General features: G+C 65.4%; 14 protein-coding genes. 9 read left to right on the top strand and 5 right to left on the bottom strand.

Annotated features, from left to right (window positions below):
* Positions 1 to 165 precede the first annotated feature (165 nt).
* From tgmA to ABD808_RS15335, 5 genes are all read left to right on the top strand, one after another.
* On the top strand, positions 166 to 387 hold the full coding sequence (gene tgmA / locus ABD808_RS15355; protein WP_344896509.1) for a putative ATP-grasp-modified RiPP: 222 nt from the start codon (positions 166 to 168) through the stop codon (positions 385 to 387).
* Positions 374 to 1336 carry an ATP-grasp ribosomal peptide maturase gene (gene tgmB, locus ABD808_RS15350; protein ID WP_344896506.1) on the top strand — a complete coding sequence of 321 codons (963 nt, stop codon included), beginning with the start codon at positions 374 to 376 and terminating at the stop codon, positions 1334 to 1336. Before tgmA ends, tgmB begins: the two co-directional genes overlap by 14 nt.
* On the top strand, positions 1333 to 2502 hold the full coding sequence (gene tgmC / locus ABD808_RS15345; RefSeq protein ID WP_344896503.1) for an ATP-grasp peptide maturase system methyltransferase: 1170 nt from the start codon (positions 1333 to 1335) through the stop codon (positions 2500 to 2502). Before tgmB ends, tgmC begins: the two co-directional genes overlap by 4 nt.
* A gap of 462 nt (positions 2503 to 2964) precedes the next feature.
* On the top strand, positions 2965 to 4149 hold the full coding sequence (locus tag ABD808_RS15340; RefSeq protein WP_344896500.1) for a thiamine pyrophosphate-dependent enzyme: 1185 nt from the start codon (positions 2965 to 2967) through the stop codon (positions 4147 to 4149).
* A gap of 7 nt (positions 4150 to 4156) precedes the next feature.
* On the top strand, positions 4157 to 5347 hold the full coding sequence (locus tag ABD808_RS15335) for an alpha-hydroxy acid oxidase (RefSeq protein ID WP_344896497.1): 1191 nt from the start codon (positions 4157 to 4159) through the stop codon (positions 5345 to 5347).
* Here ABD808_RS15335 and ABD808_RS15330 read toward each other — a convergent pair.
* Together ABD808_RS15330 and ABD808_RS15325 are read right to left on the bottom strand one after the other, a co-directional pair.
* A complete protein-coding gene (locus ABD808_RS15330; protein WP_344896494.1) occupies positions 5334 to 6518 on the bottom strand; it encodes an MFS transporter in 1185 nt (394 codons plus the stop codon). The two genes, ABD808_RS15335 and ABD808_RS15330, sit on opposite strands and share 14 nt — an antisense overlap.
* 115 nt (positions 6519 to 6633) lie before the next feature.
* Complete coding sequence (locus tag ABD808_RS15325) at positions 6634 to 7194, bottom strand: MarR family winged helix-turn-helix transcriptional regulator (RefSeq protein WP_344896491.1); 561 nt, start codon at positions 7192 to 7194, stop codon at positions 6634 to 6636.
* A gap of 114 nt (positions 7195 to 7308) precedes the next feature.
* Here ABD808_RS15325 and ABD808_RS15320 point away from each other — a divergent pair, with 114 nt between their 5' ends.
* The 3 genes from ABD808_RS15320 (at position 7309) to ABD808_RS15310 (ending at position 10382) form a co-directional block, all read left to right on the top strand.
* The gene (locus ABD808_RS15320) at positions 7309 to 7575 is read left to right on the top strand and encodes a hypothetical protein (RefSeq protein ID WP_344896488.1); all 267 of its coding nucleotides are present in this window, start codon (positions 7309 to 7311) and stop codon (positions 7573 to 7575) included.
* 723 nt (positions 7576 to 8298) lie between these two features.
* Positions 8299 to 9306: an SMP-30/gluconolactonase/LRE family protein gene (locus ABD808_RS15315; RefSeq protein ID WP_344896485.1), complete on the top strand. Its 1008-nt coding sequence runs from the start codon at positions 8299 to 8301 to the stop codon at positions 9304 to 9306.
* Between the two features lie 332 nt (positions 9307 to 9638).
* Complete coding sequence (locus ABD808_RS15310; protein ID WP_344896483.1) at positions 9639 to 10382, top strand: alpha/beta fold hydrolase; 744 nt, start codon at positions 9639 to 9641, stop codon at positions 10380 to 10382.
* Positions 10383 to 10413: 31 nt separating this feature from the next.
* Here the strand turns inward: ABD808_RS15310 and ABD808_RS15305 are convergent, their stop codons facing one another.
* Positions 10414 to 10902 (bottom strand): MarR family winged helix-turn-helix transcriptional regulator, encoded by a 489-nt coding sequence (locus ABD808_RS15305; protein WP_344896480.1) that lies wholly within the window; start codon positions 10900 to 10902, stop codon positions 10414 to 10416.
* Between the two features lie 390 nt (positions 10903 to 11292).
* Between ABD808_RS15305 and ABD808_RS15300 the strand changes: the two genes are divergently transcribed.
* A complete protein-coding gene (locus tag ABD808_RS15300; protein WP_344896477.1) occupies positions 11293 to 11631 on the top strand; it encodes a VOC family protein in 339 nt (112 codons plus the stop codon).
* A gap of 118 nt (positions 11632 to 11749) precedes the next feature.
* Here ABD808_RS15300 and ABD808_RS15295 read toward each other — a convergent pair whose 3' ends face one another.
* Complete coding sequence (locus ABD808_RS15295; RefSeq protein ID WP_425548938.1) at positions 11750 to 12427, bottom strand: methyltransferase domain-containing protein; 678 nt, start codon at positions 12425 to 12427, stop codon at positions 11750 to 11752.
* A gap of 246 nt (positions 12428 to 12673) precedes the next feature.
* On the bottom strand, positions 12674 to 13234 hold the full coding sequence (locus ABD808_RS15290; protein ID WP_344896472.1) for a TetR/AcrR family transcriptional regulator: 561 nt from the start codon (positions 13232 to 13234) through the stop codon (positions 12674 to 12676).
* Positions 13235 to 13319: the final 85 nt, after the last annotated feature.

Genomic DNA, 13319 nt, shown 5'->3' with positions numbered 1-13319 from the left:
CAGGGAGAGGCCGCACCGACTAGAGTTGTCTGTGATCAGGCATTGCGGACACTCTTTGAAAGGAGATCTCCGACAGTGTTTAGCCACGCAGAGCGAATCCCCGTTTCCAGGCCCGCCCAAAGGCAGGATGGACCTACGGTCTCACAGCCGTGGGGGGTGTCCCGCATGGGTCCCTATCCGGACGTCATCGAGTTCCCCGAATACGCGGTCACCATTGACCCTGTGACACAGACCGGCCGATACGTCGATGCAAACGGCGTCGTCGTAGAAATGAAACACAAGAAGTCCAATACCGGCACCGAGCAAAAGACGCGGGCGTCAAAGGGTGACGGGAGTTCGCCCAAGACCTTCGACCAAGACACGACGCAGGACAGTGACCAGGACTGACGAAAAGGGGCCGGTAATAGTGGTCACCCAAGCGGACGACATGACCGCTGATATGGTGATCGCTGAACTGCATTCCCGCAATGTGCCAGTTGTGCGTTTTGATTCCGCAGACTTCCCGAATGATCTCACCATGTCAGCAGAAATCGGCGATGGGTACGGACTATCGGGACAGTTGTCCACCACGACGCGGGAAGCAGATCTTTCAGCGGTCCGGTCATTGTATTACCGCCGTCCCTCTGGATTTGCCTTTCCCGGTCTGGATGGGCAGGACGCCCGATTCGCCATCCTCCAGGCAAGATACGGCTTGGGGGGCGTGCTGGTTTCCTTGCCGGATTGCCTTTATGTGAATCATCCGCACGCGATTGCGGACGCGGAATTCAAACCTGCGCAACTCTCAACGGCGGTCGCATTGGGATTCGATGTCCCCCCGACTCTCATCACGAACGACCCCGACAAGGTCCGTAGATTCATTAACGACCACCGGAGAGTTATCTATAAGCCTCTCCGTTCGGTCGAGTACGAAACCAACGGGACGGCCGTCACGATATGGACGCAGGAAGTTTCTGCGGAGGAAATAGACAACCGGATCGCGGGGACCATGCACCTCTTTCAACGGATGGTGCCCAAGAAATGGGATCTGAGGATTACCGTTGCTGGGGACGCGTTGTTCGCTGTGCGGATTGATTCGCCGGTACTGGACTGGCGGCGCGATTACGAGCAGATAGAATATCGGGTGGTACAAGTGCCCGATAAGCTCGCCGACAAGATTCACCGCTTCCTGGGCCATTTTCGCCTCATGTCGGGATGCTTCGATTTCGCGATTGATGCCGACGATCGGCCTGTATTCCTTGAATGCAACCCGAATGGGCAATGGGCCTGGATGCAAGCACCTACCGAATTGCCCATGGCAAGCGCATTCGCTGATCTTCTGGAGAAGGGGCGATCGTGAACGAAAAGGAACTACGTCAGCGACTGGCGCGCGAACTACAAGAAACCGGTGACCTCAGAACGCGGCAATGGCGCGCGGCCGTCGAAACAATCCCCCGCCATCTGTTCCTCCCCGAATTCTTCCGCCCCATCACCACCCCCCAAGGCATGGAGTGGGAGCCTGTCACACCGAAAAGTATCGGAACCGATGAATGGATAGCACTCACCTACGAGAACCAAACCTGGGTCACACAGATCGACGTACACCTTCACCCGGGCGACACGGAAAGACCGATTCCCGCCGGAAATCCCACATCGTCGTCAACACTTCCCGGCCTCGTGGTCGCGATGCTCGAAGATCTGGACGTAACCGATGACAGCAGGGTCTTGGAAATCGGAACCGGCACTGGATACTCAACTGCGCTGTTGTGTGAGCGAGTCGGCGCTGAAAATGTCGTCAGCATCGAAACCGACGCTGGCCTTGCCGCACGCGCGGCCCGTGCGATTCACCAGACCGGGCACAATCCACTACTTATTACAGGGAACGGTCTCGATGGATTCCCGCAACGGGAACCCTATGACCGGATCATCGCTACGTGCTCGGTACGACATATCCCCGCTGCGTGGATCAGTCAAAGCAAACCGGGTACCACGATCCTGACAACACTTTCAGGATGGCAATACGGCTCCGGATATGCCAAGCTTACCGTTTCCTCAGACGGAACCGCTTCCGGCCGATTCCTTCCAAACACCTACTCATTTATGCTCGCCCGTCCCCACATGCCCCCAACTGTCAATATCGGGGACACTAAAGGGATAGACGCCAGCGAATCCCGTCCGGCCGTCATTAGTCCTGAGACCCTGCACACTTGGACTGCGCAATTCATCGCCCAACTCGCCGCACCCCAGGCACAATGCGTCGGCAAGAGCGTCGATGGCGGCCCGATGGTTGATTACTACGTGGACGACACGGGCTCCATCGCATCCCTTACACCACAGGGCAACGGAATTACCCTCGTCCGGGAAATTGGGCCCGTTGCACTGTGGAGCAGCATCGAAAAGGCAATAGCGGACTGGCGGGATATCGGATCACCAGAGATCGAAGAATTCCGGATCAAGGTCACCCCGAACGAACAGGTCGTTTTCATGCCCGGCCAGCACTCGCTAATGTGGCAACTCCCACGATAGGACGAAAAGCTCCATCGTGTGGTGACCGATTGGCGGGCTCAAGCCTGCCACGTTCCCGACCAATACCTAATCACTGATGCCGGATTGGTCCACAAAGGGAACCGCGTGAAGCAGTCGCGGTCATTCCTGAAGACTCGCGACGCCGTTACTCGGATGCGAGTCCGTCCCCGCGATAGCGCGGACGCTGAACATCTTTCCCCAACGCTAACCCGCTTCATGGAGGCCAACGGAATACCCTGGCGCTCCTACGTCGAAGTGGCACGCGTGGTCGCCGACCGCTCGAAGCGAAGCACCTAACGCGCGTCACCAGTCACAACCGAGCGGACCCCGGGAGCCACACAGGGGAGCCAACCCCCCCAGATTCCGCCCGATGGCTCCCGACTCCGTCAGACGCAGCGTCCGAGTATTCCCAGGTCAGTGTCTACTTCGCAGACTCCGTCAGACTTTTTGGGGAAACCCCTTGTGTCCGGGCCGGTCTATCTCACTCTGCCGCGCGAAGTGCTGGCCCGGCCGGTGAACGACATCGAGGTGCGGGACGGGCCCGCCGCCGTGCCCGTCCCCGCGTCCCCCGACCCGGGCGCGGTCGACCTGCTGGCCGAGCGCCTCGCGGGCGCGCGGCTGCCGGTCATCGTCACCCGGTCGACGGGCGCGGACCCGCGGACGGTGAAGCTGCTGTCCGACCTGTGCCTGCGATTCTCGATCGGGGTGCTGGAGCACAAACCGCGGTATGCGAACGTGCCGTCGTCCCATCCGCTGCACCTCGGGTTCGACATCGCCCCGGCGCTCGCCGACGCGGACGTCCTGTGCTTCCTGGACATGGACGTCCCCTGGACGCCCGGCAGCGGGGAGCCCCGGCACGACGCGATCGTCGTCCAGTCCGGCCCGGATCCGCACTTCGGCGCGTACCCGATCCGAGGCCACCGCTCCGACCTGTCGATCACCGCCGACACCCGGAACCTGCTCACCGCCCTGTCCGCCGCGCTCGCCGGACGCCCGACCGACCCCGGCCGCCACGACCGGCTCGCCGCCATCGCGGACCGGGCCCGCGACCGCCGCCGGGAGGTTCTGGACGCGGCGTCCCGCGCCGGAGGGACGATCGACAAAACGTTCATGAACTGGGCGCTCGCGCAGGTCAGGCCGCCGGACGCGGTGATCGTCAACGAGTACTGGGCGCGGCCCGACCTCCTCGGCGACCTCGAACCGGAAGGCTTCTTCGGCACCACCCCGGACGGCGGCCTCGGCTGGGGCCTGCCCGCCGCGCTCGGCGTCCGCCTGGCGCGCCCGGACCGGACGGTCATCGCGACGGTCGGCGACGGCGCCTACATGTTCGCCAACCCGGCCGCCTGCCACCACGCCATGCGCGGCCACAACCTGCCGGTGCTGACGATCATCGCCGCCAACGGCCGCTGGGCCGCGGTCGAGAACTCCGCGCTGACCATGTATCCCGACGGGCACGCCGCCGCGTCCAAGGACACGACCTTCTCGGAACTCGCCCCGATCCCGGCGTTCGAGAAGTACGCGGAGGCGTCCGGCGGCCATGGCGAGCGCGTTACCGAACGTTCTGAACTGGTCCCGGCCCTGCGCCGAGGGCTGCACGCGGTGCGTGAGCAGGGGCGGCACGCGGTCATCGACGTCCGATGCGCATGATTGAACGATGCACGCATTCGGCTTCGACCTCCGCCCCCGGGCCCCGCGCCCCCTGCTGACCGTCGACGACTACCGCCGCGCGGCCCGCCGCCGACTGCCCGCGATGGTCCGGGAGTACATCGACGGCGGCGCCGACGACCTCGCCACCCTCACCGCGAACCGGGCGGCGTTCGCCCGCTGGGGGTTTCGGCCGCGTGTCCTGACGGGCCACCAGTCCCCCGACCTGGCGACGACGGTCGCGGGCGTCGACCTCGACCTGCCCGTCCTGCTCGCCCCGGTCGGTTTGACTGGCCTGGCCCACTGGCAGGGTGACGTCGCCGCCGCCCGCGCGGCCGAACGGCGCGGCACCCGCCATGTGTTGAGCACGGCGTCGTCCTGGACGATCGAGGAGGTCGCCGAGTCGACCACCCGGGCCCACTTCTTCCAGCTCTACCCCCACTCGGGCGACACGGCGACGGCGCTGATGGCCCGCGCCTGGAACGCCGGATATCGGACGATGATGGTCACGGTGGACTATCCCGTCCGGGGCAACCGGGAGGGCGAACGGCGCACCGGCATGGGGCCGCCGCCCACGCTCACGCCCGTCCAGGCCCTGCGGATGTGCCGCCACCCGACCTGGACGTACCAGACACTTCGCCACCGTCGCATCTCCGCCCGCAACCTGGTCGAAGGCGGCGGCGTCGCGGCGGCGGTGGAGTCGGTGGAGATCCAGGAACGCCACCTGAGCCAGGCCACCCTGAACTGGGACGACCTCACCTGGCTCCGCGACGGCTGGCAGGGCCGCCTCTACGTGAAGGGCATCCTGACCGCGCAGGACGCCGAGAAGGCCGTCTCCTGCGGCATGGACGGCGTCGTCGTGTCGAACCATGGGGGCCGCCAGCTCGACTTCGCGCCCGCCGCGCTGGACGTCCTTCCCGAGATTGTCGCCGCCGTGCCGAACACCGAGGTCCTGCTGGACGGCGGCGTCCGGCGCGGCAGCGACGTCATCAAAGCACTCGCCCTGGGCGCCCGGGCCGTCCTGATCGGCCGCCCCTACGCCTACGGTCTCGCGGTCGGCGCCGAGGACGGTGTGGCACGCGTGCTCGACATCTTCGCGGAGGAGATCGAGCGCACGCTCGCCCTTCTCGGGGCCCCGTCCGTCCAAGCCCTGGACCCCACCTGGCTGCGCCCCCACCCCACGCCGCTCAACGCCGGGTGATGGCGAAACGCCACGAAACCAGGGCGCCGAGGGCACCGGCGGCCGCGCCCACGACGGGAATCCAGCCGAACCCGGCGGACGACATCAACGCGCCGCCCGCCGCCGCGCCGAGCGAGGTTCCGAGGTACATGAAGCAACTGTTCCAGGCGAACACCGAACCGACCTGACCGGGGAACGCTTCGACGAGCCGTGCCTGGAACGCGGGCAGACACGGATACGCGCTCAACGCGAACGCACCCAAAACCACGACCAGCACCCCCTTTGGAGCGTGGAACATTAGGTCGACCACCAGCTGAAACACGGCCAGCAGCACCAGGCTGATCGTGGACATCCGGCGCGCGCCGAACCGGTCGGCCAGCCGTCCACCGAAGAGGCTGCCGACCACCGCGCCCAGCCCGAACAGGACCAGCGCGACGGCGACCAGCCCCGTGGACAGCCCCGCGACCGTGCGCAGGGCCGTCCCGAGATAGGTGTAGAGCGCGTAGACCGCGAACGCCCAGAGACCGGTCACCGACACGGCCCGGATCTTGGTGAGAACACGCACCCGGTCGGCCACCGGCCCCTCGCCGGTCACGGCCCCGGCCCGCCGAGGCCAGCTCACCGCGTTGACCACGACCAGAACCAGGGCCAGCCCGCCGAGCGCGACGAAGGTGACCCGCCAGCTGAACGCGGAGGCCAGCGCGGTGCCGGTGGGGGCACCCGTGGTCAACGAGATGAGGAACCCGGCCACCGCGACCGACATCCAGGTGCCGCGCCGATCGGCGGGCGCGACCTGCCCCACCAACGCCTGTGTGGACGGAGTCACGGCCGCCGCGCCGACACCGGCCAACACGCGGGCACCGAGCAGCACCCCGAACGACGGCGCCGCCCCGGTCAGCACGTTCGCGGCGGCGAACAGCGCGAGCCCGGCGACGAGCACGAACCGTCTGCCCACGCGGTCGGCGACCATGCCGACGCACGGCGCGGCGACCAGATAGGCGACCGAGAAGAAGGTGACCGCGTTACCGGCCGCGCCGACCGAGACCCCGTACTGCCCGGCGATCGACGGAAGCAGCGGCGACACCACGAACAGGTCGGTGCCGATCGTCAGCAACGTGACGAACGCCGTCGGTAAGACCCAGCGTTCCCGGACCTCTCCCGCCCGCTCGAAGGTCACCGTCTCGACACTCATGAGAACGCTCCTCCGGGACGTCGTCCGAACGACGCGCGTCAGGGACCAACGCCCGCAGAGGCACACTAACATATGCTTTGCCAGCAAATATTTTGCTGGCAAAACAATCCGGAGACTACAGCAGACCCCCGCTGCCAAGGGCCGGTTCTCCACTCCGCTGCCCGGATTCGCGCTGACGTTCAGGCTCTTCCAGCTCCACGAGCAGGCCACGAAGCAGACCGGACAGTTCCTCGCGGGACTCCGCCCCCATGCGGTCGATCACCTCGGCGGTCGCCGTGGCATGCACCCGCACCGCGCGCCCGGCCAACGCAAGCCCGGTGTCAGTGAGCGTGACCAGGAGCGACCTGCGGTCGTCCGCCGACAACCGGCGGGTGACCAGCGCGCGTTCCTCCAGCTTGCCGAGCCGTTTGGTCAGACCCCCCGCGGACATCATCAACGACTGGTTAAGCGCGGTCGGCGTGAGTTCATGCGGCGGCCCCGCGCGCAGCAGGCTCGCCAGCACGTCGAACTCGCCCGGGTCGAGGCCGAGCGGACGTAGCGTCGCGGTGGTCAGCTTCTCCAGCCCGCGGGCGACGCGCGTGACGCGCTTCGCCACCGCGATCGAGTCCAGGGGGAGATCATCGCCCGCCCATGACCACTGTTCCAACCATCGGTCGACGCTGTCTTGGCTGGCCATACTTCACAATAGCAAGGCCGAACCCGGCGAATTATCACCATCCCTTTCGTCCGGCGTTTTCCAAGCCCGGTTGATCGGCCGGTAACGGGAACGTGGTCTGGCCAGACTCACACGATGGCCACCGATGCCGTGATCGCATGGCTTCTCGACTCCGACCCGGCATTGCGCTGGCAGGTGGAGCGTGATCTCGCGCGCGAACCGTCCGAGGTCTGGCAAGCGACACGGGACAGGATGGCCACCGAAGGCTTCAGCACACGCCTCCTCGCCGCCCAGGACCCGGACGGTCAATGGGCGGGCGGTGCGTACTTCCCAGCGGACTTCGACTTCCACAGCCCGGAATGGCGAAGTCGACTGCTGTATCAACCTTTAAACGGTCACTAACGGCCTGTAGCTCGGCGCCGATATCACCGGCATTTCGGCCCCTGGGTCGCCCACTTCGCCTATTCATTCCGCTGCCGCTACAACGCACTGAACGCGGCCGAGTACTTCCGCCAGGCGGCGCTGTTCGACGGCGTCCACCCCGACCCGCGCATGGCCGAGGCGATCGAACTGATCCGCCCCGCCGCCAACCAGACGGCACCTGGCTCCAACACGGTCGGCAACCCGGCCGGGTCTGGTTCGAGGTCGACGTCCTCACCTGGTGGGACCAAGCCCGCTAGCGCCCCCACACACAACCCCGCTTTGTCACACCTCACCCGTACTATGTCCGACATCGGCCAAAGTTTGTACGACATTGGACAACTGACACCCACCTACCTAGCCTCACTCGTGAGGAACCGGTGGTTCCTCCGCAGCAGTCTTGACAGTGCGCCCGGAGGGGCGGAGGGAGCGGTAATGCGCTCGATGAGTCCGCCGTTACGTCCAGGCGACGACCCGTGCGCCGACGCCCGCACAACGGCCGCCGACGCGCCACTCCTTCATCACTGAGAACTGCCCGAGATCGGCAGTCCCCCAGGTCGCCGCCGCGCACGCACCACGATTGCCGCGCTGCCGCCCGACCCACCCCACGGCGCCGCCGCCGAGGCACCCGCCCTGCGAATCCCCGCCGACCGAATCACCCGCTGGACAAATCCAGCGACAAGAAATCTCATTGAGAAGGTGATCATGTTCCGCGCAGTTCGGCGACCCCTCATCGCTATCGCGGCCCTCGCCGCGCCCCTACTCCTCGGCTCCACCGCACAGGCGGCGGAGCCGTCCACCCACGGACGGGTCCACGTCTCCACGACCTTCACCATCCCCGGTGACAAGGTCTACCCCGAAGGAATCGCCAGGGATCCGTACACCGGCGACTTCTATGTCGGCTCGTACGAGGGCGGCACGATCTACAGGGCCAGGCCCGGCCAACGGGTCGCCCAGGAATTCCTGCCCCCGTTCATCGACGGACGCACCCAGGCCCTCGGCCTGGAAGTCGACCGGTCCAGGCGCCTGTGGGTGACGGACCGCCTCACCGGAATCGCCGTCTACGACATTCCCAGCCGCCGTCTGCTGGCCCGCTTCACCATTCCCGACCAGGCACCGCGCCTCGTCAACGACCTGGCCATAACCCCTGACGGCACCGCCTACATCACCGGCAGCCGCCGTTCGGTGATCTACCGCATCACCCCCGAAGACCTCAAGCGGGCCCACAAGCAGGGCGGCGACGTGCCGCTACTCCCCACCTACGACCTGAGCAAGATCGTGGAGCCGCACGACCCCAGCACGATCACCCTCAACGGAATCGTCGCCGCCCCGTCGGGACGCTACCTGCTGACGGTCGACATGACGGGCGGCGACCTCTACCGCGTCGCCCTGCCGTCCGGCAAGGTCGACAAGGTGGACCTGCACGGAGGCAACGTCCTCACGGGCGACGGCATGGAACTCCACAACAACACACTGTGGGTGGTCCACCCCATCACGGACGCCTACGCGATCAGCCGCTGGCACATCGGCTCGAACGGCCACTCGGCCCGGATGACCCGCCGCGTCATCGACCTGGCATTCCAGACCCCGACGAACCTGCTGTACAGGCACGGCAAGCTCTACGTGGTCCGCTCCCAGTTCGACAAGGGCGGCCCCACGGGACCGGGCACCCCCCAACTCCCCTTCTCCATCGCCACCGTCCGCGGCCTCTAACCCAACCAAGCAGCCGGGCCGGAAGTGAAGACCCCTTCCGGCCCGGCTTCCACCCTTCTGAGGGAGCTACCTCCACCACCCCCCTGCACTTCGCAACACCACCAATACACATGCCAAGCACATGTACCGCGAATCCCCAACCCCAAAGGATGGTGACTATTCGAGCTCAACCAAACAACAAAGAGGCCCCCATGAAGCCCAGAGCCCAAACCCACCGAATCCTGCCGATCATCGCCCTCCTGGCGATGGCCAGCCTCACAGCATGCGGCAGCGGGACTTCGTCCGCCCCGCCCCCCGCCTCCCAAGCGCCAACCACGCCCACAACCCTCCGCATGATCAACAACAACGGCCACCGGCTGGCCTTCCACGTCACCCCAGGTCGCCGTCCCACCATCGTCTTGGACGCAGGCGGCGGCGAGGACTCCTCGGAGTGGAAGGACATCGTTCCCAAGCTGCACGCTGCCACCGGCTCCGAGATCATCACCTACGACCGAGCCGGAATGGGAGCCAGCGACGAGGTCCCCGGCCCATGGAACGTCCAGCACGCCGTCGACGACCTGGAGACGGGCCTGAAAACCCTGGGCGCCACCTCCAACATAATCTTGGTGTCCCACTCACAAGCAGGCGAGATCGCAACCTACTTCGCCCGAGCGAACCCGCAACAACTTTCCGGCGCCGTCCTCGTCGACGCGAGCCTCCCGCCCCTGTACACGAACCAGGAGATCTCCCGCCTGGTAGCCGCGACCAAGCCCCAACTCGACGCCGCCAAACAAAACAAATCATCCAAGGCAAACCGCCAACTGATCGCCCTGGCCGAAAGCTACGTCCCCATGCACAGGGCCTACCACAAGGTCACCTGGCCCACTTCAGTCCCCGCAACCGTCATAGTCTCAGAAAAGACCCCCTTCGACGGCTCCCCCACAGACGCCCAACGCTGGCGCGACGCCGCCACGGCCTTCGCCGCCGCAGGCCCCAACCGAACACTCATCACCGCCAAGGGCAGCTCCCACGAAATCCCCAAGGACCGCCCAGCCCTAATCCTCCAAGAAATCGAAAAACTCGCCAGCCATACCTAAAGACAAAAGGCGACACGAACCCCAGACTGGATCATCCAGGGACGGACGGCGCGCCGCCGGTGGGGAAGACCAGCGAGCGCAGGATCGAGACCAAGCGCTCGCAGTCCTGCTCGCCGACATCCTTGAGGAACCGGTCCGTCACCACGTCCTCAACGGCGTCAAGGCCACCGCGCAGCTGGCGGTTCCCGTACTCGGTCAGCGTCACCGCGTAGCGCCGCCGGTCCTGCCGGTCTCGCAGCCTGACGACGTAACCCCTCTGCTCCAGGTCGTCGACCAGGGTCACCATCGTCGATCGGTCGATACGCAGCTGCTCACTGATGTGCTGCTGCGACTGGCTGCCGTTGACGTCGATGAACCGGAGGACTCCCCAGCTCCGCGCGCTGAGGCCATACGGAGACAGTTCCGCCTCGAACTGCGCGGTCAGCAGCTGACCGGCCTTGTTCAGCAGGAAACCGATGGATCCCGCGAAATTGGGAGGCAGGGTCGGCGACCCGTCGGGGTTCACGTCCGCTCGGTTCATGTCGGCCATCTTCAGTTCTACCTACGCTCAGCAATGTTGATCATGGTCATCCAAAACAGTCAGTCACTGGCCCGAGTGTAATGCCCACCTGCTCGGACTGACCTCTCAGCCCTTCCGGACCTGCTCGCCGGACGAACACACAGGACAACCCAAATTGATCACGCGGCGGCCAGCAGGAAACCCTGCGTGACGGCGCGAGCCGTCGAACACCTCTCCACCCGGAAGCCCCGCCACCCGGTGTCGTCGCCGACCATCTTGGGCCCTGGTTGACACAGTGAATAATCAGTTCCATGCTAGATCGTAGAAGCTAGAGACTGTCAGCTATCCTGACGATATCGTATGATGTCGAGTGAGGTTGACGAGTTCGCATCACCACATGAGGGGAGCACCATGAGTGGAGACATCGTCTTCTTCGACCTGCCCGGGAAGGACTCCGCGGCGACGGCGAAGTTCTGGGAGTCGCTGTTCGGTTGGAAGTTCAAGGAGGGGAACTTTCCGGGCTACTCGATGATTCATGGCCCGACTCCGATGGGCGGCAGTGCGCACGGCGACACGTCGAAGTTCCCGCGCGTCTACTTCGGCGTCGACGACCTGAACGGCGCCATCGAGCGCGTCCGTGAACTCGGCGGCACAGCAGGCGAGCCGGTGACCATCCCCGCCGGAAGGTTCGCCAACTGCGTCGACGACCAGGGAGTCGAGTTCAGCATCTTCCAGGCCGCCGCCGAGTAGGGCCACCCGACAACCAAGGGGATGGAGGACTTGGCGTCCCCATCCCCTTCTCATGTCGCTTCATCCAAGCCATCCCGACAACGCCCCGTGACGAGCGACTAGAGTGCAGCCCGCTCCCTCAGGCTGGCTTGCGCCATACGGAGATGTGTTTGGCAGAATCCTGGGTGAACGGAGCACCGTCCCAATCCGCGACGCGCCGTTCCAGCTCAAGCCCCGCGATCCGCGCCATCAGGTCAAGCTCCGCAGGCCAGGCGAACCGATGCCGAGAGCTGTCACGCCGGTAGCGGTCGTCCTCACCATCGCGGGTGACATGGTGCGAGACGAGCACCTGCTCAACCAGGTCGAAGGTGTCAAAGCCAAGGTGCTGCTCAGAAACGTCAAACGGCACCGCGACCTGCCCCGGCGGCAAGAACCGCAACGGCGGCACACCAAGCTCGATGACGAACCGCCCGCCGGGCCGCAGGTGTCGTGCGGCATTACAAAAACACTCAACCTGCTCATCCTGCGTAAGCAAGTTCGAGATCGTGTTGTAAACCAGACAAACCAGAGCGAACTCGCCGGAAACGACGGTCGTGGCCATGTCCCCGATGACGACCGGGAGCACGTCCTCGTCAACCTTACGCCGCAGCACCGCCGCCATATGCTCGGAAAACTCGATACCCACAACGGGCACACCACGTTCCCGAAGCGGGACGCCCACACGCCCGGTCCCAATGGCGAACTCCAGCGCTCGCCCATCCCCGGCGAGTTCGGCTAGAAAGTCCAGAGTCGGCCCAAGAACGGCAGCCGAGGACATCTCCGTCTCCTCGGCGTCATACCGGTCGGCGGTCGCACGGCCCCACAGCTCACTACTCGTCACGATCACCCAGCGTGCCGGTCGTGGCGGGAAGCCGTCAACCTGATTTCGTGCCCGCGACACAGATCGACCGTCAACCACACCTCCGCTACCGGCGACAACCCCATTCAGCAAAGGTTCGTCGAAACCGGCCGCAGGACGAGCGACCGCGGGCTTCTCTGGGCCAGAGCTCAATAGGAGCGGTGTTCAGGCGGAAGCGTTCGTGTCTCGGTTTGTCCGTAGGCCGTCAAATACGAAGCCCAGGAGACGCTGCCATGCCGATGGACCCGCGTTCTCTCCGAGCAGGGACAGCGCCCAGACCAGATTAACGATGTCCTCGTCAGTGACGTTGGGACGGATGACTCCGGCGCCACGAGCGCGTTCGAGGACCGCAGCCATGTTCACCATTCCGCGCGTGCAGGCCTCCGCCAATCGCGCACTTGCCGGATGGTCACCGGTGAATGCTTCGAGAAGTCCGCGGTCGGCGGTGAGATGGGCCAAGAGGTTCTCGACGAAACCGGTGAACGCGATCCATGCGTCCGGCTCAGCCTCGGCCTGCGCGGTGAACTCGTCCACCGCCGCCAGTCGCGGCGGCAGCAGGGCGTCGATGAGGGCGTCGCGGGTCGGGAAGTGGTTGTAGAGGGTGCCGATACTGACCCCGGCACGTCGCGCGATCTCCTCCAACGACCCGGCGAGTCCCTGCTCGGTGAAGACACCGGCCGCCTCTTGCAGCAGCCTGTCACGGTTGCGAGCCGCGTCGCGGCGCATCGGTCTGGCCATGGCCCCCAGTGTACGAACTTGAGGGGACCCTCACGTAATGCTAGTGTCCCGAAATGTTGAGGGGTCCCTCATG

The sequence above is a fragment of the Actinomadura meridiana genome (assembly GCF_039537545.1).
GTDB lineage: Bacteria > Actinomycetota > Actinomycetes > Streptosporangiales > Streptosporangiaceae > Spirillospora > Spirillospora meridiana.
The sequence above is the reverse complement of the archived record's forward strand: the minus strand, read 5'-3'. Positions and strand labels throughout refer to the sequence as shown.

Coding starts and splice junctions, on each gene's coding strand:
- ABD808_RS15290 (WP_344896472.1), bottom strand. CDS start 13,234: ATGCGCCGCGACGCGGCTCGCAACCGTGACAGGCTGCTGCAAGAGGCG.
- ABD808_RS15320 (WP_344896488.1), top strand. CDS start 7,309: ATGGCCACCGATGCCGTGATCGCATGGCTTCTCGACTCCGACCCGGCA.
- ABD808_RS15305 (WP_344896480.1), bottom strand. CDS start 10,902: ATGAACCGAGCGGACGTGAACCCCGACGGGTCGCCGACCCTGCCTCCC.
- tgmA (WP_344896509.1), top strand. CDS start 166: ATGGGTCCCTATCCGGACGTCATCGAGTTCCCCGAATACGCGGTCACC.
- ABD808_RS15315 (WP_344896485.1), top strand. CDS start 8,299: ATGTTCCGCGCAGTTCGGCGACCCCTCATCGCTATCGCGGCCCTCGCC.
- ABD808_RS15300 (WP_344896477.1), top strand. CDS start 11,293: ATGAGTGGAGACATCGTCTTCTTCGACCTGCCCGGGAAGGACTCCGCG.
- ABD808_RS15335 (WP_344896497.1), top strand. CDS start 4,157: ATGCACGCATTCGGCTTCGACCTCCGCCCCCGGGCCCCGCGCCCCCTG.
- ABD808_RS15325 (WP_344896491.1), bottom strand. CDS start 7,194: ATGGCCAGCCAAGACAGCGTCGACCGATGGTTGGAACAGTGGTCATGG.
- ABD808_RS15310 (WP_344896483.1), top strand. CDS start 9,639: ATGATCAACAACAACGGCCACCGGCTGGCCTTCCACGTCACCCCAGGT.
- ABD808_RS15330 (WP_344896494.1), bottom strand. CDS start 6,518: ATGAGTGTCGAGACGGTGACCTTCGAGCGGGCGGGAGAGGTCCGGGAA.
- ABD808_RS15295 (WP_425548938.1), bottom strand. CDS start 12,427: ATGTCCTCGGCTGCCGTTCTTGGGCCGACTCTGGACTTTCTAGCCGAA.